Genomic DNA, 24,261 nt, shown 5'->3' on the forward strand with positions numbered 1-24,261 from the left:
ATGGATACAAACCACGAAGCCATCTTGTCAATAAAAAATGAAACACATCTAAGTTTTCGGGAAGAGCACGTTCTGCACGAACTGAAACATTTTCTTCCATCGCAACAGGCGTTGAAAGATTTTATTCATCACAATTCGTTGCATGCTTTTCAACACATGAAATTTTATGATGCCATTTTTAAAGCATCAAAGATCTTCGGATTTCAGGTTAGTTTACAGTTAAGTGAGTATCGCCAGTTATACCAAACAGGAAGAATAAGAGAAGACATTGTTGATATGATCCTTGCCAATAAAAAAGGCAAGGATCATTTTTTTGAATGGAAGCAGAAATTAATTGAAGATAAATACGATACAATCAACCATCCAAGAATTGGAGAGTTAAGAAAGTATTGGAAAGCGATTTATGCCTTTGATCTTGATAACAAAGTTCATCCTTTGTTGTTCCGTATCCTTTGCGGCTTCTTAGACCAGGGAATTGCTATTTCAGCATTTCCGTTTGCAAACAAGAGCTTTACTGAAAGTGTAAAAGAACTTGAACAAAACAGCCTCGTCAGTTTTTTTAAAACAAAAACAGTCAGAAATAAATTTCTGGCAGGTGATTATTCAATCTCAGAACTCCTGAAAACAATTGTTGGCAAAGAAGAGTATTTTGAACAGTATCTCTTCGATCAGCAATTTGCACACCATGGATGGAGTGGTTTCATCTCGGCAGTAGAAGATAATCCGCACACATTACTCGACAATAAAAAAATCTCATTTAAGGAATTAGTTGAATTTGAATTGCTGATGGAGCTGGATGCATTGAACCATTCATTTGGTTCAGGCTGGCAACCATTAACAAATCTTGTAACAGTGCCTCCTCTCGATCTGTTTGCCGACGTGCCCAAAACAGAATTGGCTGAAGTTATTGAACTCTGGCAGGATGCATTTGAGTGGAGTTATTATGATTCAGTACTGAAAGGGATATTAATAGCAGAAGATAAAAGAGAGTTGCAACAGAATGAAAGTACTGTTGTCTCATCAACCAAAAACACACCTTCACTTCAGGCGATTTTTTGTATTGATGAACGTGAAGATTCCATTCGCCGACACATTGAAGCGGTTGATAAAAAAGCAGAAACTTTTGGTGCACCCGGTTTTTTTGGCGTTGAATTTTATTTTCAACAACAGGGCAGTAAGTTTTATGATAAGCTATGTCCTGCGCCTGTCACTCCAAAATATTTAATTAAAGAATCAGATGCAAAAGCTGTAAGACAAGAAGAACTGATCTATACCAAACATACTCATGGAATTGTATCAGGATTTTTCCTGAGCATTGGTTTTGGTTTTTGGGCTTTTGTGAAGAAAATCGAAATGCTGTTTCGACCAAAAATGAGTCCGGCCATTTCAAATGCGTATGGGCACATGGACAAACAATCAACGCTCAGCATTGAGAATAAAACTCCCTCTGATAGCGAGAACGGATTACAGATCGGTTACACGATTGATGAAATGACAGCACGGGCAGAAGGTTTCTTGCGTGGCATTGGTATGATAAAAAGTTTTGCTCCCATCGTTTACATTATTGCACATGGCAGCAGCAGTGCAAACAATCCACATCATGGCGCACATGATTGTGGTGCCTGTAGCGGAAGACCCGGTGCAACAAACGCAAGAGTGCAGGCCTTTATTTTAAATCATAAAACTGTAAGAGAAATACTCGCATCGAAAGGAATTACTATCCCGGCTTCAACGCAGTTTATAGGCTGCATGCATGATACTGCTGCAGATGTAATGGCATATTATGATGAAAATATTTTGAGTGAAGAGAATGCAAAAGCACATTTCATAAACATCCAGAATTTTGAAACTGCATTAAATCTGAATGCAAAAGAAAGAAGCAGAAGATTTGCATCGATTAATACCAAACAGGAATTAGAGCAGGTGCGTAAAGCCATTCACAGCCGCTCGGTTTCTTTGTTTGAACCAAGACCTGAGTTGGGTCATGGTACGAATACGTTAGCGATCATTGGTCGCAGACAAGTAACCAAAGGATTATTTCTTGATCGCCGTGCATTTCTGAATAGTTATGATCATACAACAGATGCCGATGGTACCATTCTTTCTGCAGTAATGCGTCCTATTGGTTTGGTGTGTGGTGGTATCAATCTGGAGTATTATTTTTCAAGAGTTGATAATATCAAGATGGGAGCAGGTACAAAGCTTCCTCATAACGTAATGGGTTTGTTTGGCGTGGCAAACAGCAGCGATGGTGATCTTCGCCCAGGCTTGCCCTGGCAAATGATCGAAGTGCACGATCCAGTACGTTTAATGGTGATTGTTGAACACAAGCCGGAGATCGTTTTAAAAGCGATTCAATCTTCACCTGAAGTATTCGAATGGTATAAAAACGAATGGGTGCATATAGTTGCACTACACCCCGAAGAAAAACAGTTTTACTATTTTAAGAATGGTGCGTTTAGTAAGTATGAACCTGTTACGTCTTCCGGTGAAATTAAGACCATTCATAATATGGTAGAGTTTATTGAAGGAGCGAAAGAAATGGAAACGAATCACATTGTGCATGCTACAGAAGAAAACCTGCCGGTTTATTTGCTGGATTAGCATAACTTACTGATTACAGCAATTGTGAGTGAACGAAACCATCATTGATCACAATCGTGTAATCGACAGAATAATAAATGAACCAACTACTCGTCTTATTTATTGCGATACCATTCCTGGCGTTTCTCATAAGCCTGTTCTGGCAGAACAAGAGTGAAAAAGCTATTGGTAAACTTGTGCGGTTCACCAAAGTATTATACATTTTGGTTTCTGTGTCATTTGCTGTGTGGTGGATCGTGAATGGGGTTAAGCCGGTTAGTTATCACCTCGCCACAGTTTATCAAACCAATCATTTTGTATTTGCCTTTGAATTGTTTTATGACGAAGTAACAGCGGTGTTCAGTGTTATTGGTGCATTGTTGTTTTTCTTAGTAGCAACGTTCAGCAAGTATTACATGCACCGTGACCAGGGCTACAAACGTTTTTTTAATACCATCCTGTTATTTGCTGCCGGTTATAACTTTATTATTCTGTCGGGAAATTTTGAAACGTTGTTTATTGGTTGGGAGATAAAAGGCGTTTGCTCGTTTTTACTTATTGCTTTTTACCGTAACCGTTATTTGCCGGTGAAGAACGCATTCAAAGCTATTTCTTATTACCGCATCAGTGATGTATCGCTCATGCTTGCCATGTGGATGATGCATCATCTTACCCAACAAAACATTTTGTTTTCTGAATTAAGCAATGCAAAAAGTTTAGCTCTTCAAACAGGCAATACGGCCATGGCAGCATTTATTGTTTGTATGTTGATATTGCCTGCTGCCATTAAATCGGCGCAGTTTCCTTTCACTGCCTGGTTACCAAGAGCTATGGAAGGGCCTACATCTTCTTCTGCTATTTTCTATGGTTCATTGAGTGTGCATATTGGAGTTTTCTTATTGCTTCGTACGCATCCTTTCTGGGAAGATATGTTGTGGGCAAAAATTGCTATCATAGTTATTGGTGCTGCAACAGCTATTGTAGCAACATTAATAGCAAGAGTACAACCGACAGTTAAAACTCAGATTGCTTATTCATCTGCAGCGCAAATTGGGTTGATGTTTATTGAAATAGCATTAGGGTTTCACTGGCTGGTATTGATCCATTTTGCAGGCAATGCATTTTTACGAACCTATCAGTTACTTGTTTCTCCTTCGGTATTAAACTACCTGGTACATCATCAGTATTTTCATTACAAAGCACCACAACAGAAGCCCGTTTCGAAACTGGCGGCTACTTTATACATGCTGGGCATCAAAGAATGGCATTTAGACAGTATGATGTTTACCTATTTATGGAGCCCTTTTAAGTGGCTTGGTAAGCAGGTTCGATTTTTACAATCGAAAGTGATGCTTGCGGTTGTTGCAGTTGCAGGTGTTGCTTTCTTCATTTTCGGACAGCTCCGAAATTTAGAACTTTCGCTCTTAGCTACTTCTCTGCCTCTAATTTTGATGAGTATTGCATTGGCTGTAATTCTTTTTGCATTTGCTTATAGAGGCTCAGCAATAAAAGCGTGGATTTATTTATTTATATCACATCTGTTTCTTATAGCTGCTGTTTTATTTAATGCTGATCATATCAACACAATTGAAATTGTCTTTTATATCAGTGGAATTATACCGGCGTTTTTGCTCGGCTATTATTGCTTAAATAAAATAAGGTTAATCGACAAGGATATTTTGCTCAACCGTTTTCATGGGTATGTATATGAACAGGAAAATACAGGGCTGTTGTTTTTATTTTCTGCTATTGGCTTATTAGGTTTTCCTGTAACCGCAGCATTTATAGGACTTGACGTATTCTTTACCTATGTACACAGCGACCAGTTTGTATTGATTGTGTTGATGGCACTTTGTTTACTCTTTATTGAACTGTCGGCATTTCGCATTTTGCTGCGCATCTTCATGGGACCGCATAAAAAGTTAGACCATCCTGTAGCGTTTCGTTCATCATAGATCCACACCTTGTTAAAAGCAAAAACCTCCCGATCGGGAGGTTTTTTATTACAATGAATTTTAGCATTAGATATTCAAACCACCACAAGCGCTGATGGTTTGTCCGGTAACATAACTGCTGAGATCACTTGCTAAAAACAAAGTAACATTTGCAATGTCTTCTGAACTTGCAAAACGGCCTAACGGAATGCCAGCTTTATATTTATCAGCCGCTTCACCATCTTTTAAATAAGAGGTCATATCCGTTTCAACAAAACCCGGAGCAATGGCATTGCAACGGATGTTGCGACTGCCTAATTCTTTTGCCACACTTTTTGTAAAACCAATTACGCCTGCTTTACTTGCAGCATAACTGCTTTGTCCTGCATTGCCAATTTCACCAATAATACTGCTCATGTTAATGATAGAACCGCTTCTAGCTTTCATCATCGGTTTTATGATCTGCTTGGTCATGTAAAAAACAGAGTTGAGATTTACTTTGATCACATCATCCCACTGCTCAACACTCATGCGCAGGAGCAGATTATCTTTTGAAATACCTGCATTGTTCACACAGATATCTACGGTGCCGAATTCTTTCAGTACATCTGTAACAAATGCTTCGCATGCAGCAAAGTCGCCGGCATTGCTTTGATAAGCTTTTGCTTTTACACCCATGCCAACAAGTTTTGCTTCCAGTGCTGTTGCTTTTTCTTTGCTGCTGTCGCTCACATATGTGAATGCAATGTTTGCACCATGCTCGGCAAACTTAATGGCAATCGCTTCGCCAATACCACGGGCGGCACCGGTAACTATGGCAACTTTTCCTTCTAGTAGTTTCATAAAATTGATTTTATAATGATGCAAAGTAAAGAGTTTTACTCTTCTTCCATCAAAGATGGTCGTTCTGTTATTTCGTGGTACTTGATCACATCTTTAGCGTAGTAATGGACCACCATACTCTTTCGTGTGAGCGACGGATTTACAACGGGCATTCCGCCATGAATAAGATTGGCATGCCAGATGAGCACATCGCCTTTCTTAGGAAGAAACACTTCTTTTGGAAAATGATTCTGCGACAGGATTTCCTGCGTCATGTCTTCATAATCGCTGTACTGTTTGTTGCCCAGCTTTAGCCTCGTACTATAATTTTCAAAATCATCATTCAACAAGTAAGGAAGTTTATGACTGCCGGGATAGTAAAACAATGGTCCGCTATCAGGATGAATATCTTCTAATGCGATCCAGGCTGCAATTAAATAACCCAATGGATAGGTGGTCATGTGGATGCTATCGCTATGAGCACGCTGACCGCTTCCTTTTACAAAATTGAGCGTTTGAAACGGCAGCACTTCTTTATCCAACACAAACGAAAGTAATTTCTTCAGCCCCTCATCCTGCATCATCTGTTTAATAACGGGTGAATGCTTATAGCCATGCATCACTTTGTTATCATGTGTAATGGGCAGATGTTTTTGATTGATGAGTTCATCAACAGCTGTGTTCACATCATCAACCTGTTCACTGCTGAAATATTGTTTGAGGTGTAAAAAGCCTTTACTGCTCCAATCAATCAACTGTTGCTGCACTTCAGGTGTAAAGTGTTGAAAGCTTTTTTTGGTTGATACAACAGTTGCCGATTCATTTACATCTAACCAGGCTCTTGATGTTTTATCAGGAAAATCTTTACTGCTGATGGAATCGAATAAGGGTTTATGTACATCGTACTTCTTGTACGCATCCTTGTTGTGCTGTAGTTGTTTTGAATGTAGCAGGTTATAGATCCAGTGAAGTGGTTTGTAATCTTTCAGCTTGTCTTTCAGGTTCATAGTCACTGGTTGAAACGGATAATGTCTTCTACATATGTTCGATCGTTGCTGAGCCTTGGCACTTTGTGCTGCCCACCCATTTTTCCTTTGCTTTGCAGCCAACGATGGAAGGTTCCTTTTGGAACAGGTTGTACAAATGGTAAACGGAGAGCAATATTTTTATGTCGCTTTGCCTCGTAATCGCTGTTGAGATTTTTCAACGCCGTATCAAGCTCATAAACAAAATCATTTAAGCCAACCGGATCTTTTTCAAACTCGATCAACCATTCATGTGCACCATTATTTCCCTGGCTGAAATAAATAGGTGCAGCTGTGTATTCATTTACAATAGCACCTGTTTGCTCGCAGGCAATAGCAATGGCTTTATCAGTATTATCAACCATCAGCTCTTCACCAAAAGCATTGATGAAGTGCTTAATTCGTCCGCTTACTTTAATACGGAAGGGTTGTAATGATGTGAACTGAATCGTATCTCCAACAATATAACGCCACAAGCCACCATTGGTGCTAATGATCAACGCATAGTTTTTACCTAACTCCACTTTGCTTAACCCAATTGTGTTAGGGAACTGTTTGCCATATTCTTCAAGCGGCATGAACTCATAAAAAATTCCATGATCAGCAAATAACAACATGCCTTCTTCACCCGGATGATCCTGTGCTGCAAAGAAACCTTCACTGGCGTTGTACATTTCAAGATAATTGATCTGCTTGCCAATAAGCTGTTGAAACTGCTCACGGTAGGGAACAAAAGACACACCGCCATGCATGAACAATTCTAACTCGGGCCATACTTCTGCAATGGTTTGTTTGCCCGTTAATTCTAAAATTCTGCGGAATAACACCATGTTCCAGGTGGGCACGCCGGAAATAGAAGTGACGTTTTCTTTAATGGTTGTTTCAGCAAGTTTTTCAATTTTGCTTTCCCATTCATCCATCAACAAAACACTCAAATCAGGCGTGCGTATCCAGTTGGTCCAGAAAGGAGCATTCTGCATCAGCACAGCACTTAAGTCGCCAAACTGTATCTCTTCATTAAGTGGATAAATATTATGGCTGCCGCCAATCACCAGGCTTTTGCCGGTTAAGAGATCAGATGAAGGGAAATTATTGTAGTAAAGTGTAAGCACATCTTTGCTAGCCTTGAAATGGCCATCTTTCATACTCTCATCACTAACGGGAATAAACTTGCTCTTATCACTGGTGGTGCCGCTGCTTTTTGCAAACCAGGTAACAGGTGTTGGCCAAAGCACATTTTCTTCGCCTTTCATCATTCGTTCGATGTAAGCTTTTATATCATCGTACTCATGAACAGGAACTGTATTCTTGAATTCACGCAGGTTGAACAGTTTTGGAAAATTATACTGGTGACCAAACTGTGTGTATTGAGCGGTGGTAACCAGGTCTTGCAATACTTCACGCTGAGCTGCCACCGGATTATTCATCCAGCTTTCTATCCTCCACATACGGAGGCGTGCAAGTCTTGATATTGCAGGGCTAAGCAGTCTCATGTTTCGGCAAGATAAAAAAAGTTAATCGACTTCCGCCACCTGAAATGGTTAATCAGCTTGTGAACTGTTAGCGGCTTCTTCATGCAAATAATCTTTCCGCTTCAGTTCAAAATTGCGACCCAGGTATAAACGACGCACCTGTTCATCTTCGGCCAGCTCTTCAGCAGTACCGTGTTTAAATATTTTTCCTTCAATCAACAGGTAGGCACGGTCGCAGATCGATAAGGTTTCGGTTACGTTATGATCGGTGATAAGGATACCGATATTGCGGAATTTCAGTTTAGCAACAATAGCCTGAATGTCTTCAACAGCAATCGGGTCAACACCGGCAAACGGTTCATCCAATAAAATAAACTTGGGATCAACGGCTAAAGCACGGGCAATTTCAGTACGCCTGCGTTCGCCACCGCTCAATGAATCGCCTTTGTTCTTACGAACATGATGCAAACGAAACTCGCTCAACAGATCTTCCAGTTTTTCACGTTGTTCCTCTTTACTCAGCTTTGTCATCTCCAACACAGCCGCAATATTCTCTTCCACCGACAGCTTACGAAACACACTTGCTTCCTGTGGCAGGTAACCAATGCCCAATTGTGCCCGTTTATACATGGCCATATTGGTAATGTTTTCATCGTTGAGAAACACTTCACCTTCATCCGGCTTCACAAATCCAACCACCATGTAAAATGTGGTGGTTTTACCGGCACCATTTGGCCCCAGCAAACCAACAATTTCGCCCTGCTTTACTTCAATACTCACCTTATTGGCAACAGTGCGGGTGCGGTAACGCTTAACAAGCTCAGATGTATGTATGGTTAAACTCAAAACAAAAAAATTGTAGTTGCGAAAATACCGCATTCCCGTTAATAGCCACCCTTTCATTCCCTTTTAAAATGTGAAAGTAACAGTGAAACATTGTTTGATTAAGAACCGCCCCTGTTATATGTTTGCAGGAAGTTTTTTTGATACCGGCTTTTGTTCTTTGTTGCATCGTTCCTTGCGTCGCAATCCCTGCCCGTCCGGTCAGGCGGGCTTTAATCGTCAATGCAGACATTGAGCATAAAACAGCAGTAGCCAAAACAAACAGAACAAGCAAATGAAAGTAACCGAGCATATTGCACAGGCAAAAGATACATTAGTGTCGTTTGAAATTCTTCCGCCACTGAAAGGAAAGACCATCAATTCCATCTTCGATCATCTTGATCCGTTGATGGAGTTTAAACCATCTTGGATCAATGTTACCTATCACCGTGCTGAGCAGGTGTTTAAAAAGAAACCCGATGGTACGTTTGAAAAAGTGGAAGTACGCAAACGTCCCGGAACTGTTGGTATTTGTGCAGCATTGCAGAATCACTATAACATTGATGCGGTGCCGCATCTTATTTGCGGCGGTTTCTCCAAACGTGAAACTGAAGATGCATTGATCGATCTCAACTTTATTGGTGTACAGAATGTATTGGTGCTTCGTGGTGATGCAGCGAAGAACGAAACCTTTTTTGAACCTCATCCCGAGGGCAACCGTTTAGCAATTGATCTGTTGAAACAAGCCATTAATCTCAATCATGGTATTTATCTTGAAGAAGATATCCGTGACGGTTTCCGCACAGATTTTTGTGCAGGCGTAGCCGGCTATCCTGAAAAGCATTTTGAAACACCTAACCAGGAAATTGAAATGCAACGGCTAAAAGATAAAGTGGATGCAGGCGCCGAATATATCATGACGCAGATGTTCTTCGACAACAGCAAATTCTTTGCATTTGTAAAACAATGCCGTGAAATTGGAATTGAAGTGCCCATCATTCCCGGATTAAAACCATTAACAAGTAAAAAACAACTTTCAGTTATACCTCGCACGTTCCATGTTGATATACCAACAGAACTCAGTAATGAAATAATGCGTGCTAAAACCGATGAAGATTGTAAGAAAGTTGGAACGGAATGGCTTATTCAACAATCAAAAGAACTGAAAGAGTTTGGTGTACCGGTATTACACTATTATACACTCGGCAGCCCTAAAGTGATTTATAATGTGGTGAAGAATGTGATGTAAACAATGAATAGAAATAATAAAAAAGAGGCGGTTGATTTCAACCGCCTCTTTTTTATTGACCACTAAACTTATTTCACCATACTCTTCACCAGTGCTTCATTCACCTTCACCGGGTATTTCTTTTTGAGTTGATTGATCCATTTCTCTTCCATGTCCAATTGGTAATCGTTAATCACCAAACCCTTTGCTTCTTCATAACTACGTTGGTCTTTGCTGTCATATACTTTGAGAATATAGCAGAAAGAAGAAGAACCATCATTAGGATTTGTAACAACAGGTGTGTATTGTCCAACAGTAAATTTCGTTCCTTCTGCAACAGGTAATTGATTCAATTCAAAACGACTGCTGTCTGCTAATGCAGTTCCACCTAATGCATCCATGTGTTCTTTCCATTTCAATGGTTCTTTCTTCATCATTTCCAGTGCACGGTTGGCAACAGCGGTATCAGCACAATTGAATACAATAGCATTTACACTTGGTTGCCAGATATATTTTTGTTTGTTACGGTTGTAAAATGCAAGAAGACCAGTACTGTCGGCAGGTGCCACACTCCATATTTTACGTTCCATAATTTCAAACAACATACTTCCTTCACGAAACTCTTTAATCTGGAAACCAACTTCTTCATTTGTTGTTTCAAGACGATCCTTGTAATACTGTTCTGCAGTAGAATACACGAATTGCTTCATCAACTCTTTGTAATCGGTTTGCTTAGGTGTATAGTTAGCCGTTTGCAGACTTCTTACATACTTTAACCAATCAGTAGCCGAAGTTACCTTTGTGCCTAATTGAAACAGAGGTTTTTGCTGGTTTGCTTTATAGATTGCTGCATAGTTCTTTGCTTTCAACACGGTATCGGTAATGATCCACAACTCTTTTTCATTGTAAGGAAGAGTTTTATAGTTACTGCTTTTGAGTATTTGTTCTTTTTGTTTGGCAATGGCAACATTAATGCGGGCATCTGTATTTACTTTCTCATTAAACTCCTGCATAATCGCAGGATCATTTTTATCTGTAACCAGTGGTTTTAATTCCAAACGTTTGATGATGTGGAAACCGGAAGCGGTTTGTACTGGCATGCTGATATCACCATTGCTTTTCAAACCAAAAGCAGCATTGCTGAAGGCTACATCATACTTCGTAAATCCGAACTCGGGTAGCTCACCTCCATTTTGAAAGGTTAGTTTATCATCGCTATAAGTTTGCGCCAGTTTATCAAAAGCATCACCCTTTTTGGCTAAACCATAAACCATTTCTGCTTTCGTACGTGCAGCAGCAATTTCTTCCTGCGATGCATTGGCAGGAATAGCAATAAGAATTTGTGCAGCTTTCATTTTACCGGGCGATGGACGTTTTGCCATTACCTTAAAAATATGGTAACCACTTTTTCCTGCTACAGGTTTTGAATAACTGCCCGGAGCTGTTGCATAGATTGCATTCTCCAGATCATAAGGCAGTGAGAACACGCTTACATAACCAATATAACCATCGGTTGACTTTACGTAATCGTTAGTTGAGTATGTTTTTGAAGTGGCTGAAAAATCTGCACCTGTTTGCAATTGAGCATACGCTTTATCGATAGCAGCTTTTGCTTTTACAGTATCGTTATCATATCCAACAAACACATGTGCTACTTCAAGTTCTGAAGCACTCCGTTCAATGGCTTCATTCACCAATTCTTTATTACTGCCCTGGTTGCGCATGTATTGATCAATGATCTGTGCACGAAAAGCAGCAATATCATTCTGGATGTTTGGCAGGGTGTCAAGCTTCGCATCTTTTGCTGACTGTACTTTCAGTTTAAAACGAACAAAGAGGTCAAGATACTCACGAATAGATTTTTCATCGGTAGCGCCATTGTTGTTTTTAGAAAATGCACGCCAGAATTCTTTCTTGTCAACTTTGTTAGCGCCGTAGGTAAAAAGAGTTTGAGCCTGGCTGCCGGTAGATGCAACCATCAAAAGAAAAAATAGAATGTTACGCATAAGCTTTGGTTATGGATGTTTGGACGTTTGGTTGTTTTTTTTAAACTGCAGGAGTTCATCAACCTGCTCAGGATTTATTTTTTTAGCAACGATCCGTTTCTGTTCGTCAAGCAAATATATTGTGGGCGTTTGAAAAACATCATATGCTTGTCGAAAACCGGGCTTTTGAGCCGCTTGTTCTGATTTGCGCATTTGGGTCGACTGGTACAAATGCACCCAATCACTCAACTTTTGTGTACGTATGTATTCGGTCCAGCGTTGCTGCATTTCTTTTGCTTTTACTTCATCATCACCAGAGCCATCACTTAACACGCCAACTATTTTCACGCCTTGCTTTTTCCAACTGGCCCTGTAAAGACTATCAACTTTTGGCACCTGTTCTTTACAATGACCACAATCTGGATCCCAAAAAATAACTACCGTGTAAGGAGATTTGATGGAATACAAATTCACCTTCCGGTTAAGTGTATCTAACAAATTCAATTCAGCAGCAGGCTCGCCAACAATATTTCCGTAAAGATTATAAGCCCGGTTGAAAACAAGATCACGGTCTTTTTTATCAAGCCAATCGACCTGGTTTGTGATATAGTACTTTTCAAATAGATGAAGGAACACCACATCAAGCCCCATATACTTCGGGTTCATATACTCGTTGGTAAAACGATTAATGAAATAACGGAACATGGTTTTGTTAGTACGGCTGTATAAAATGAATTTATCAAGCTCAAGTTTTAAGCTATCCGGATCACGGATGACTGCCGTTTCCATGTAGCGGTTAAGACGTTGCTCAAACATGGGCGTACGTAGCAGGCGCTCATCAGCAAAAGAAATGTTTGGCCAGAATTGTTGTTTGTAGTGATAGAAAGCATTGATGCTGTCTTGCCTGTTTTTCCCTTTCGGTGCAGTATAAACCGGTTCTTTCAATAAGCGAAACAACAGCGCCAGGTAAGCATCTGGCTGAGCATTTACAAAACTATCCCGCCATTGCTGTGCTTTTATATTGGCTTCGTTCATGCTTTGCTGAATGGAAGCGCTGTCCTGTTTTGTTTTTGCTGTTGCAAGCTTGCTTTGCAGTTGCGGGAAATTGCTGTAATAAAAAGCGCATGCTTCTTTATACGCTTTGAGATGATTGTTTTCATGAGAACCAGTAATAGATGTAAGCGTGAAGTTTGCACTATCGATTCCAACTGTAAACTCCTGCTCTTTATCAACAATGATATCGATGAATGTTTTTTTCTGCGGGTCAACAATAATGTACAAGCCGCCTTTTAGCTTTTCAGCACCTGTAAAAACGGCTTTCCCGTTTGGTTGAAGAATGGCTGAATCCTGTACATACTTCTGGTTACCGAAATAATAACCGAGGTAGAGGTGACCATTGGCAACCGGTTTATAATCGACAGTTATGCGAAAGCCTTGAGCCTTTGCAAATCCGCAACAGATAAGAATAGTCAGAAATAAGCTCGTCTTCTTCATAGTGGAATAGGCGTAAAGTTAATTCAAAAGCTTTCTGTAGCTGTTAACGATTTGCAAAGTGGTTGATTGTTACCTTTGCGCCGTGAGAAAAAAACATAAAATAAGGATACTTGAACAGGTAAAGGTGGACGATTATGCTGCCGAGGGGAAATCAATTGCCCGTGTTGACGGCAAAGTGGTATTTATTGAAGGGGCTGTACCCGGCGATGTGGTAAACGTTCAGCTCGGGAAAAGCAAAAAAGACTGGGCGGAAGGGAAAGCAGTTCACTTTCATGAATATTCTCCCGAACGCACCACACCGTTTTGTGATCATTTCGGTTTGTGTGGTGGTTGTAAATGGCAGATGTTGCCTTATGAAAAGCAGCTGGAGTACAAGCAAAGAGAAGTAGAACAAAATCTAAAACGCATCGGCCGTATTGAGTTGCCTGAACTGTTGCCCATTGTTGGTGCAAAGCAGACAAAATACTACCGCAACAAACTCGAATATACGTTCAGCAACAAACGCTATCTCACACGTGAGGAATTATTGAAAAGAGATGAGGTAAGAGCTAAGGAAGCACAAACAAACCCAGCATCTGATGAAACCGAAGCGGCGCCGCCACCTGCAGATGTTGCTTTGGGCTTTCACGTTCCCAAAATTTTCGATAAGGTTATTGATATACATACCTGCTACCTGCAGCAGGAACCCAACAATGCCATCCGCAATTTTGTAAGAGAATTTGCAAAGAAACATGGCTTTTCGTTTTATGATATCAAAGCACATGAAGGCTGGTTGCGTACCATGATCTTTCGGATGACAACCACAGGTGAAGTGATGGTGAACATCACCTTTGGTTACGACGATGTACCTAACCGTGAGTTATTGTTCAATGCAATGCTGGCAGAGTTCCCGGAGATCACAACCCTGCTTTATACCATCAATCCTAAATGGAACGATAGTATTTACGATCTGCAGCCCGAAACCTTTTTTGGCAGCGGTTATGTAAGTGAAAAGCTGGAAGAATTTGTGTTCAAGATCGGTCCTAAATCATTCTTTCAAACAAATACCAAGCAAGGCGAAGAGTTATACAAAATAACAAGAGAGTTTGCCAAGCTAACAGGCAACGAAACCCTGTATGATCTGTATTGCGGTACCGGTAGCATTGGTATCTTTTGCAGCCAAGGTGCTAAGAAGATCATTGGTGTAGAAGCAGTTGCCGAAGCCATTGAAGATGCAAAGTTGAATGCACAGGCGAATGGCTTAACCAACACATCGTTTTATGCAGGCGATGTAATTGATATTTGTAACGATGAGTTTTTCGCAGCACATGGCCGGCCGGATGTGATCATTACCGATCCGCCACGTGTGGGTATGCACGAGAAACTCGTGAAGAAGCTTCTGGAAATTGAAGCGCCACGTATTGTATATGTAAGCTGCAATCCTGCAACACAGGCAAGAGATCTGCAATTGCTGAATGAGAAATATGTGGTAGAGCAGCTGCAGCCGGTAGATATGTTTCCGCATACGCACCATATTGAAAATGTGGCAGCATTGGTGTTGAGAAAGTAAACAGGGGTTTAACGTTTTAAAGAAAGATGTTTATCTCGGGATTGCCCCACAATCCCGAAATTTGTGCTTCATCATTCAAATTAAGTTGTAGTGAGTTATCAGCAAATACGCCCCGGTGGTTTTAATGTGTTACCACCGGTAATCAAAAATCTTATTATCATAAACGGGTTAGTACTGCTGGCGCAATATACAAGTGGCGCATGGGGCAGTGAAAAAGCGCTCACAGATTTCTTTGCTTTGCATAGTGTGCAATCCGATCTGTTTAAGCCTCACCAGCTCATCACCCACGTTTTCATGCACGGTGATTTCTTCCACTTCCTGTTTAACATGTTTGCGTTGTGGATGTTTGGTAATATGCTGGAGAATTTATGGGGCTCTAAACGTTTTCTCATTTTTTATATTCTGTGTGGCTTAGGTGCAGCGGTTATTCATCTTGGTTGGTTGTTTTATGAAATGCAGCCATTGATGCGTGATCTTGCCTCTTTTCAATCCTCACCATCGCCATCAGGCTTTATGAGTTTCTTTGATCAAAATGGCCTTACAAGAGTTTTCGACCGGCAACAATTGCAGGCGTTTGCAGATATCTGGTCTAATGATCTTACCAACCAGGCATATGTTGATCAAAGTATTGTATATGCACAGCAGGGAGCTGATGTAATGTTGAACACGCCAACTGTTGGTGCTTCAGGGGCAGTATTCGGTTGCTTAGCTGCTTTTGGTTACCTCTTCCCAAACACTCTCATTTATATTTATTTTTTCTTCCCCATAAAAGCAAAATGGTTTGTGATTTTGTATGCTGCTGCCGAACTTTGGATGGGCGTTCGTAACAGTGGCGGAAGCGTGGCGCACTTTGCACATCTTGGCGGTGCATTAATTGGCTTTCTATTAGTGTGGTACTGGAACAAAAATAATCGCCGTACGTTTTATTGATAAATGATTGAAGTATGAGTTACCTGCAGGCAGAAAAGAAGAAAAGAATGTTGTTTGGTGAAGATGGTGATGCTGTGATGCGCCTCATTGCCATTAATGTAATCATATTTGTGATCCTCAAATTTATTGAGATCGTATTCCAACTCACGCCTAATGCTGATGTGAGTTTATTTAAAACGCAAGTACTTGATTGGATAAACTTACCTGCAAATCTAAACACGTTTATCACCCGGCCATGGGTATTGCTTTCGCACATGATTGCGCAATACAGTTTGTGGCAATTGCTTGGAAATATGTTGTTTCTCTGGGCGTTTGGATTTCTGTTGCAAGACCTTGTTGGAAATAAGCATATAGTTCCGCTTTATATTTATGGCGGTCTGGCCGGTGCTGTGTTGTTTATTGCCAGTGCCAATTTGTTACCACGATTTGCTGCTGAGATCAACAGCTTTAGTTATCTCGGTGCAAGTGCATGTGTAATGGCCATTGCCATTGCCGCAACCGTTACCGCTCCCGACTATCGTGTGTTTCCCATGATAAACGGAGGTATTCCGCTGTGGGTGATCACGTTAATTTATGTCATCATAGATTTTGCAGGTCTTGCCAGTTCTGCTTTCCCACATCACCTTGCTCATCTTGGTGGCGCTGCCTTGGGTTATGTTTACATCAAACAAATACAAAATGGGAAAGATCCCGGCGAATGGATGCACCGGCTTTATAACTGGTTCACCCATTTATTCGACCCAAAAGAAAAACCGGCAAAAAAAACTATAAAGAAAGAAGTATTTTACAACACAAAAGGTCAACAACCCTTTTCAAAAAAGCCCAACGTAACACAACAACGTGTTGATGACATCCTCGATAAAATCAGCCAGCAAGGATATCAATCATTAACACAGGAAGAGAAAGATATTCTGAAAAAAGCGGCTGATAACGAAACCTAAACCCTGTTATGGCCGGATTCTTTCGCAGCTTTACAAAGAAGTTTTTCATTTTCTGCAATATTGTGTTGAGTGTTTGTATGCTGCTCTTGTATTTTCTCACTATGCTTCCGGCATCTGTTTCCTGGATCGTTAATCTGTTTGCGCTTCTTTTTCCTTTCCTTCTTATTGCGCAATTTGCATTTCTTGTTTTCTGGCTGATAGCAAAACCTAAAATTGCTTTCATCCCTGTCGTTACCTTATTACTTTCTATTGAATTGATCGGTTCTTTCTTTGGCTTTCATCCAAACTCAAACAATAAATTTTCAGATACTACAACATTTCGGGTAGCTACCTGGAATGCGCATCTCTTTAATTTTTTTGAGAACAAAGGTCATCTTGATCTTGGTATGCTACAGGAAGCAAAAAATTTTCAAGCAGATGTGTTGGCCGTGCAGGAACTTGTTTTTTCACTCGACACATTATCGCCTATTACACTCGAAAAAGTGAAGAAGAAGCTTGGTTATAAATATGTAGCTGCGGCCAATGACAGGGCTTTTGGCGTACATACCAACATCAGGCAACGAAATGAACGCTATCATCCCTTTTGTGTAGCCGTATTTTCTAACTACCCCATTTTGCGTTGGGAAAAAGTACAGGATATAAAAGAATACAATCACACATTTTTATGGGTTGATCTTTTAATTAAAAATGATACCATACGGCTGTTCAACATTCACCTGCAGAGTATGCACTTTGCCAAAAAGGATTATGAATTTGTCGAGAACATCGATCAACAGGGGATGGATGTAGATGCAGTGCAAACGGCTGGTAAAAGTATTCTCCGGAAAATGAAAACAGCGAATTTGCTGCGCTCAAGCCAGGCAAGAAATGTAAGGGAAGCAATTGATAAAAGCCCATACCCGGTAATTGTTTGTGGCGATATGAATGATGTGCCCAACTCCAATGCTTACCAGATTATCAGCGATAATTTGCACGATGCGTTTACCGAAAAAGGCTGGGGTATTGGACGAACCTTCAAATTCCTGTCGCCTACTTTACGAATCGACTATGTGCTGCACAGCCAATCATTATCAGTGGAGCGGGTGCAAGTGTTAAGATCAATGCAAAGTGACCACAGCCCTGTAATTGCCGATTTTAATTTACAGAACAAATAATTGGAAATACTATCTTTGTTTCAATGAAGAAATTCTTCTATACCTGTTGTTGTAGCTGTTGTTGCTGATTTTTTTGGCAACCCATCCCTCTTGTACAACATTCTTCATTACAACCATTTCATGTTTATGTCGCAGCTAAAAGTTTACAACTCACTTACACGTCAGAAAGAAGTATTTGAATCTATCACACCCGGTCATGTGGGCATGTATGTGTGCGGACCAACCGTTAGTGGTGAAAGTCATCTCGGTCATGCAAGACCTTACATTACGTTTGATTTATTGTATCGTTACCTCACACATCTTGGTTACAAAGTGCGTTATGTGCGCAACATTACAGACGCAGGTCATTTTGAAGAAGAAGGTCGTGAAGCAGAAGATAAAATTTCAACCAAAGCAATATTAGAAAAACTGGAGCCGATGGAACTGGTGCAGAAATACACCAACCTTTTTCATTGGGCCATGGATCAGTTCAATACAATAAAGCCTTCTATTGAACCAACTGCAACGGGGCATATTGTGGAGCAGATCGGAATGATACAGCAGATCATTGCTGCCGGTTATGCCTATGAAGTAAACGGTTCGGTTTATTTTGATGTAAAGAAATATGCAGCCAGTCATGATTACGGAAAGTTGAGCGGCCGTGTTATTGATGATCTCTTAGAAACAACACGTGAACTTGACGGACAGGAAGAAAAACGTGACCGTGCTGATTTTGCTCTTTGGAAAAATGCAGCACCTGAACATATCATGCGTTGGCAAAGTCCGTGGGGTGTTGGTTTTCCCGGCTGGCATATTGAGTGCTCGGCCATGGCAACAAAATATTTAGGTGCACAATTCGATATACATGGTGGAGGTATGGATTTGCAATTCCCACATCACGAAAGTGAAATTGCACAAAGCACTATCTGCAATCATACAGCACCGGTTCGTTACTGGATGCATAATAACATGATCACCATTAACGGTAAGAAGATGGGAAAGAGTTATAACAATGTGATCAAGTTAACGGAACTGTTCAGCGGCGACCATCCGATTTTGGAGAAAGCTTATCATCCGATGACAGTGCGTTTCTTTATTCTGCAAACGCAATACAGAAGCACACTTGATTTTGGTAATGAAGCATTGCAGGCTGCAGAAAAAGGATTGAAGCGTTTACTGGAAGCACATGAATGGTTACAGAAGTATGATGTTGGAAGTGTGAAGTACGAAGCGAAAGATGCAGCACTTGAAGCAAGCAGCCTAAAGCTCATTGCAGAGTTTGAAGAATTCATGAATGACGATTTGAACACAGCAAAAGCATTGGCGAGTATGTTTGAACTGGTGCCTGTGATCAACGGATTAAAAGACAAGCATGTTGCAGCAGATGCATTGAGCGTTGATACCATTGTGTTGATGCAAAAGCAAATGAAACTGTACATCGAAGATATTTTTGGATTGAAAAGTATCAGTGCCGAAGACAGTGGCCGTTTTGATTCGGTGATGCAGATTTTAATTGAGTTGCGGAAAGATGCAAAATCGAAAAAGGATTTTGTTACGAGTGATAAGATCCGCAATCAACTGGCTGAACTTGGTATTCAGTTGAAAGATGAGAAAGATGGTGGGATGAGTTACAGTTTGTAAAGCATCTCGTAATCAAGATAAATATTAAAAGAGGAGCATTTGCTCCTCTTTTCTTTTAAAACGTCTAACTGTGCCCGAGTAAATGATTGCCTGAAAGAATAGAATGGAATTGAAAAAAAGGAGCTGCCTTTTCTTCCATGATTTCTTCTTCCATTGGTTGATGCAACACATCAGAAAAACATTGCAGCATTATTTGCTTTGTTTGTTTACTCCACACATGAAACGTTTCACTTACATCTGTATGCTGTGGTAAATAATCCAGCAATACATCAAGGTTAAACGAATCGGCATGAGTGCCGGCACCGGCTTTTGCGCCATCTCTTGCATTGCACCATTGTTCAAAATGTCCTTTCACAGGAACCATTAACACGGGTTTGCCGAAATACATGGCTTCACACACACTTTCAAAACCAGCTGTTGTAACGAGTGCTTTTGCACTTGCCATGTATTGTAAAAACTTTTGGTCATCTAACGAATGAAAACAAAGTGATTCATCGAAATGCCATTTGCCTTTTACCGTAGCACTATCGGTAAAGCAATGCAATGCAATTTCAGGATGTTCTTTGTGCCAGCTGATAATATCCTGCATGTATCCGGAATTGAGCAGGTACACAAGTATATGATCTCCTTCAAATACTTCCTGCTGAAAGACTTCTTTGCGAAGCAATGGCGGCGAGATCAACACATTTTTATAGGATGACAGGTTTAATGGATAAAAAGAGAGTGCCAATAATTTATCGGAACCTTGGGCTATGAGTTTTGTGTATTGCCTGATCGCAAATGCATCGCTTTTGTTTCCTTCTACCGGAAATTGAAATTCCGGGTGCATATAAATAAACTGGTGAGCAATGGAAATAATTTTTGTGTCGAGTTTTTTAAATACGGATGATAAGCCGATCAGCGGCTCGTAAAAATTCAGCAACAGATCAGGTTTGTATTGTGCAATGGCTTCACGGATAAGCCGCATACTTTTCCGGTATGTTCTCCACAGCAACATGTTTTTTGCGATCGTTCTTCCAATACGGATCGATTTGTTTTCTTTATCCGTAACAAAATTCGGACTGCGGTAAGTAATGATGGGCACTTTAATACGTTCACGTACAAACGCAGGAATTTCTCTGCGACTACTGCTACCGATCAATACTGCACAAACAGTATGACCACGTGCAATGAGCATTTCGTAAGTGGCAATGGCCTGGGTTAAATGACCACGCCCTTCGCCCTGTACTGCAAATACAAAACGGTTGTTCATAGTAATTCAGGTGTTAAGCTTGGAAAATAAGGAGCAGCGTTTTGCACAGTGGTTGTATAAGTTGTTTCTGCAGGTGATTGTTGCTGCAGCCATTCGTTATAATAAACAATGCTCCATTCACCGTTTTCTGTTTCAACCAATGCACTCATGGTTTCCACCCAATCGCCACTGTTGAGGTAGTGGATATTGTTGACGGTTTTATCGGCCGCCTGGTGAATATGTCCGCATATAACACCATTGCAATGATTGGCAGCAGCTACTTCGCATAACTGTTCTTCGTAATCAGAAATAAAAGAGACTGCTGATTTTACTTTTGCTTTTACAACCTGGGATAGGGAATAATAAGACAATCCTCTTTTGGTGCGATAGTGATTGTAATGCCTGTTGAGCCAGAGTAAGAATGTATAGCCGATATCGCCCAGCTTGGCGAGCCATTTTAATTTGGTTGTAACAGTATCAAAAATATCGCCATGTACGACGTAGTATTTCTTATCTGCACTTTGCAGAATGTGGTGGCGTTTAATTATGAATTGCCCGAATGAGAAGGGTAATATCTCATCAAGAAAATCATCATGATTACCCCGCAGGTAAATCACCTTTGTATTGTATTTATGCATGTACTTCATAATGATGCGGAAAAAGGAAGTGTGTTTCTTTTTCCATTCACCTGATTTACGCAGTTGCCAGCCATCAATGATGTCACCATTCAGAATAAGTGTATCACACTTGTGGTGCGTCAGAAAGTCCACTACTTCTTTTACCCGTGAGTTACGGATGCCGAGGTGGATGTCGGAGAGGATAATTGTTTTGTAATAGGTCTTCACAAAGAAGGGTTTTACAAAGGTTGAAACCCATTGTTATCAAACTATTGATGAATGATTAAAAGAGAATGAATAAATTGTAATGAAATTGTTAAGCTGAAAGGCCGTCAACCTTACATCCGAATGATCATGCATTATATTCCACATCTCTCAAAAGATAAAAAGCTAAAGAAAGTACTTGATGCACAGGAGCCGCATACGTTAGTGAAGCGAAAGAAGATCTACCTGTATTTGTGTGCATCCATCATGAGTCAGCAATTGAGTACGAAGGTGGCTGATGTCATTTACAAACGTTTTCTTGCCTTGTATGGAAAGAAAGAACCGACTGCTCAACAAATACTCGACACGCCGTTTGAAACATTACGGGGAATCGGGTTGAGTAATGCCAAGACAAATTATGTACACAACGTTTGCCGGTTTTTTATTGAAGAAAAGATCACTGATGCCCAGTTATATAAAATGAGTGATGAAGCGGTAATTGAAAAACTGACGCAGATAAAAGGTGTGGGAAGATGGACCACCGAAATGATCCTGATGTTTGCTTTGCAGCATGAAGATGTATTACCGGTTGATGACCTTGGTATACAGCAGGCGATGATCAAACTGTATAAGATCGAGTACGAAAACAAAAAAGAACTCTACGAGAAAATGCAAAAGCATGCAACCAAATGGCAGCCTTACCGCACCTATGCTTGTGTACACTTGTGGAAATGGAAGGATAATAAGCCACCGGTTGATAAAACGAAGTAGCAATTACCTGTTGAACGTAGTGTTATGAAAAAACTACTTGCCATAGTTCTGTTGTTGTGGGCTACACAACTCAGTGCCCAGGATGGACCCACTGCTGGATCAGCCTTGCTTTCACTTTCCGGTGTGGATATGATCTCAGGTAAGATCATCAATGTAATATTCAGGGAATCGAAAGACTATACTTTGTTTCATTTCTGGAAAAGCGAAAGCGATAGCTGCATCAAAGAGTTTCCCGCACTTGTTGCACTCATTAACCAATACGACGCAAAGATCACCGTGTATGGTTTTCCTTATGAATATAAACAACAGATACCTGCTGCAAAAACTATGACAGCAAAGTATAAACTCAACTGGGCACATTTGCTGCAATACCGGCAAACAAATCCTGAAGGTGCCAATGTAATTGATGTGTTGAAGATTGATGAATTTCCAACTTACATGCTACTGGATAAAGAAGGAATGATTCTGGTACGATCACGTTCATTGGAAGATGTACAGGTGGTGTTAAAGAGGTTGGATTAATATCACTTTGTCCAGAATAATTACTCTGTTTTTGTTTCTCGGCGCTATAGCTAAATAATAACTTTATCACATTTCTTCAAATACTCATCATCAACAGTTGCCCCAATACCAACTGCCTCATCAATCTCTACAATACCATTTTCTTTAAATACCATTCCGCCAACAACAGGATCTTCTTTTAACATCAATGGTGTGTCAAGATCGTAATGAATAATCAGATCGCTGCTGTAAGCAAAATGCACTAATGTTGTAATGGCTAAACGACTTTCCATAAAACAGCCAACCTGTAGTTTTAAGTTATTTGCTTTTGCAACCTCTACGATTTTCAAAGCATGCCAAATGCCGCCACTCTTTCCCAGCTTTACATTAAAATAATCACAGGCGTTCAGTTTGGCTAAACGTTCTGCGTCGTGTTCATCAAAACAACTTTCATCACTCATGATCTTGATGGGGCTGTTCTTTCTTACTTCAGGTAAAGCCATATAATTCCAACGGGCAATCGGTTCTTCGCAGTGTTCAATGTCATACGGTGCTAGTGCTTGTAAAGTAGCAATAGCTGTTTCAACATTCCATCCCTGGTTGGCATCAATCCGCAAAGGCAATTCATTACCAATAGCATCTCGTATTGCTTTTATGCGGGCAACATCTTCTTCAGTTGTTGTGCCAAGTTTCACTTTAATAGAAGGGAAGCCTGCTGACTTATACTCAGTTGCTTCAGTCGCCATCTTTTCAGGAGAGCCGAGGCCAACAGTCATATCAGTTGAAATGATTTTATTCTTTTCTCCACCAAGAAATTTATACAAAGGCAAATCCGCATGTTGTGCAGCAATATCATACAAAGCCATATCAAACGCACTCTTGATATTTTCATTACGAGTAATAAGCCTGTCCATTGCAAACACACATTCTTCAATCCGCAACGGGTCTTTTCCTATCAGTAATCCAGCAAGGTATTGCCCAACAATAAAACAAGTGTCTATGCTTTCGCCGTTAATACTCATATATGGACTGCATTCACCATAACCGCTAATTCCTTTATTGGTGCGTATGATCACAAGCACATTATCTGCATCGTGTTGTGTGCCCAACGAAATGACAAAGGGCTGTTTAAGAGGAATACGCAGTTTGTATAACTCAACAGAAGTGATTTGTAATTGCATAAGTTGAAGGTAGTAAATGGAGAAAATCCAGATCAAACTTAATAATTAAAAATATATATCATAGTACTTGCAGTTGGTTGAAACCTTAGCTAACTTAACTATCTCTTACAACAAAACTTCACTGGCCATTAAATTCTCCGGGCGATGATGTTTAGCCGGGAATAACCAACTCTTACCCCGCTTTTACATCTCAGCTC

At 40.4% G+C, this 24,261-nt stretch carries 19 protein-coding genes; 10 read left to right on the forward strand and 9 right to left on the reverse strand.

Features of this window, described 5'->3' with window-relative positions:
- Both WG954_RS06590 and WG954_RS06595 read left to right on the forward strand, forming a co-directional pair.
- Positions 1-2,604: a YbcC family protein gene (locus WG954_RS06590; protein ID WP_340434792.1), complete on the forward strand. Its 2,604-nt coding sequence runs from the start codon at positions 1-3 to the stop codon at positions 2,602-2,604.
- A 77-nt stretch (positions 2,605-2,681) separates the two neighbouring features.
- Positions 2,682-4,538, forward strand: coding sequence for a proton-conducting transporter transmembrane domain-containing protein (locus tag WG954_RS06595; RefSeq protein ID WP_340434795.1), 1,857 nt, complete (start codon positions 2,682-2,684; stop codon positions 4,536-4,538).
- Positions 4,539-4,604: 66 nt separating this feature from the next.
- Here WG954_RS06595 and fabG read toward each other — a convergent pair whose 3' ends face one another.
- The 4 genes from fabG to lptB are packed head-to-tail and all read right to left on the reverse strand — an operon-like array spanning position 4,605 to position 8,682.
- On the reverse strand, positions 4,605-5,360 hold the full coding sequence (gene fabG, locus WG954_RS06600) for a 3-oxoacyl-[acyl-carrier-protein] reductase (RefSeq protein WP_340434797.1): 756 nt from the start codon (positions 5,358-5,360) through the stop codon (positions 4,605-4,607).
- A 35-nt stretch (positions 5,361-5,395) separates the two neighbouring features.
- A complete protein-coding gene (locus WG954_RS06605) occupies positions 5,396-6,346 on the reverse strand; it encodes a phytanoyl-CoA dioxygenase family protein (RefSeq protein ID WP_340434799.1) in 951 nt (316 codons plus the stop codon).
- Between the two features lie 2 nt (positions 6,347-6,348).
- Positions 6,349-7,857: a GH3 auxin-responsive promoter family protein gene (locus WG954_RS06610; protein WP_340434801.1), complete on the reverse strand. Its 1,509-nt coding sequence runs from the start codon at positions 7,855-7,857 to the stop codon at positions 6,349-6,351.
- A gap of 48 nt (positions 7,858-7,905) precedes the next feature.
- Positions 7,906-8,682 carry an LPS export ABC transporter ATP-binding protein gene (gene lptB, locus WG954_RS06615; protein WP_340434803.1) on the reverse strand — a complete coding sequence of 259 codons (777 nt, stop codon included), beginning with the start codon at positions 8,680-8,682 and terminating at the stop codon, positions 7,906-7,908.
- A gap of 271 nt (positions 8,683-8,953) precedes the next feature.
- Here lptB and WG954_RS06620 point away from each other — a divergent pair, with 271 nt between their 5' ends.
- Positions 8,954-9,907, forward strand: a complete 954-nt coding sequence (locus tag WG954_RS06620; protein WP_340434805.1) for a methylenetetrahydrofolate reductase — start codon at positions 8,954-8,956, stop codon at positions 9,905-9,907.
- 68 nt (positions 9,908-9,975) lie between these two features.
- Here WG954_RS06620 and WG954_RS06625 read toward each other — a convergent pair whose 3' ends face one another.
- Positions 9,976-11,892 (reverse strand): peptidylprolyl isomerase, encoded by a 1,917-nt coding sequence (locus WG954_RS06625; protein ID WP_340434807.1) that lies wholly within the window; start codon positions 11,890-11,892, stop codon positions 9,976-9,978.
- Positions 11,893-11,901: 9 nt separating this feature from the next.
- Positions 11,902-13,365, reverse strand: coding sequence for a redoxin domain-containing protein (locus tag WG954_RS06630; RefSeq protein ID WP_340434809.1), 1,464 nt, complete (start codon positions 13,363-13,365; stop codon positions 11,902-11,904).
- Between the two features lie 82 nt (positions 13,366-13,447).
- Between WG954_RS06630 and rlmD the strand changes: the two genes are divergently transcribed.
- The 5 genes from rlmD (at position 13,448) to cysS (ending at position 19,559) form a co-directional block, all read left to right on the forward strand.
- On the forward strand, positions 13,448-14,914 hold the full coding sequence (rlmD, locus tag WG954_RS06635; RefSeq protein ID WP_340434810.1) for a 23S rRNA (uracil(1939)-C(5))-methyltransferase RlmD: 1,467 nt from the start codon (positions 13,448-13,450) through the stop codon (positions 14,912-14,914).
- Between the two features lie 90 nt (positions 14,915-15,004).
- Positions 15,005-15,844, forward strand: a complete 840-nt coding sequence (locus tag WG954_RS06640; protein WP_340434811.1) for a rhomboid family intramembrane serine protease — start codon at positions 15,005-15,007, stop codon at positions 15,842-15,844.
- 14 nt (positions 15,845-15,858) lie between these two features.
- Complete coding sequence (locus WG954_RS06645; RefSeq protein WP_340434813.1) at positions 15,859-16,785, forward strand: rhomboid family intramembrane serine protease; 927 nt, start codon at positions 15,859-15,861, stop codon at positions 16,783-16,785.
- Between the two features lie 8 nt (positions 16,786-16,793).
- On the forward strand, positions 16,794-17,939 hold the full coding sequence (locus WG954_RS06650; protein ID WP_340434814.1) for an endonuclease/exonuclease/phosphatase family protein: 1,146 nt from the start codon (positions 16,794-16,796) through the stop codon (positions 17,937-17,939).
- Between the two features lie 126 nt (positions 17,940-18,065).
- Positions 18,066-19,559 (forward strand): cysteine--tRNA ligase, encoded by a 1,494-nt coding sequence (gene cysS, locus WG954_RS06655; protein WP_340434815.1) that lies wholly within the window; start codon positions 18,066-18,068, stop codon positions 19,557-19,559.
- Between the two features lie 64 nt (positions 19,560-19,623).
- Here cysS and WG954_RS06660 read toward each other — a convergent pair whose 3' ends face one another.
- Both WG954_RS06660 and WG954_RS06665 read right to left on the reverse strand, forming a co-directional pair.
- Positions 19,624-20,811, reverse strand: a complete 1,188-nt coding sequence (locus WG954_RS06660; protein ID WP_340434818.1) for a glycosyltransferase family protein — start codon at positions 20,809-20,811, stop codon at positions 19,624-19,626.
- Positions 20,808-21,635 (reverse strand): UDP-2,3-diacylglucosamine diphosphatase, encoded by an 828-nt coding sequence (locus WG954_RS06665; protein ID WP_340434820.1) that lies wholly within the window; start codon positions 21,633-21,635, stop codon positions 20,808-20,810. The genes WG954_RS06660 and WG954_RS06665 overlap by 4 nt, the downstream gene beginning before the upstream one ends.
- Before the next feature lie 126 nt (positions 21,636-21,761).
- On the opposite strand from WG954_RS06665, the gene WG954_RS06670 reads away from it, so the two are divergent.
- Together WG954_RS06670 and WG954_RS06675 are read left to right on the forward strand one after the other, a co-directional pair.
- Positions 21,762-22,382, forward strand: a complete 621-nt coding sequence (locus WG954_RS06670) for a DNA-3-methyladenine glycosylase family protein (protein ID WP_340434822.1) — start codon at positions 21,762-21,764, stop codon at positions 22,380-22,382.
- A 24-nt stretch (positions 22,383-22,406) separates the two neighbouring features.
- Positions 22,407-22,904 (forward strand): TlpA family protein disulfide reductase, encoded by a 498-nt coding sequence (locus tag WG954_RS06675; RefSeq protein ID WP_340434823.1) that lies wholly within the window; start codon positions 22,407-22,409, stop codon positions 22,902-22,904.
- Between the two features lie 50 nt (positions 22,905-22,954).
- On the opposite strand, the gene WG954_RS06680 is transcribed toward WG954_RS06675, so the two are convergent.
- Positions 22,955-24,064: a mandelate racemase/muconate lactonizing enzyme family protein gene (locus WG954_RS06680; protein ID WP_340434824.1), complete on the reverse strand. Its 1,110-nt coding sequence runs from the start codon at positions 24,062-24,064 to the stop codon at positions 22,955-22,957.
- Positions 24,065-24,261 lie beyond the last annotated feature (197 nt).

The organism is Lacibacter sp. H375 (genome assembly GCF_037892425.1).
Taxonomy (GTDB): Bacteria; Bacteroidota; Bacteroidia; order Chitinophagales; family Chitinophagaceae; genus Lacibacter.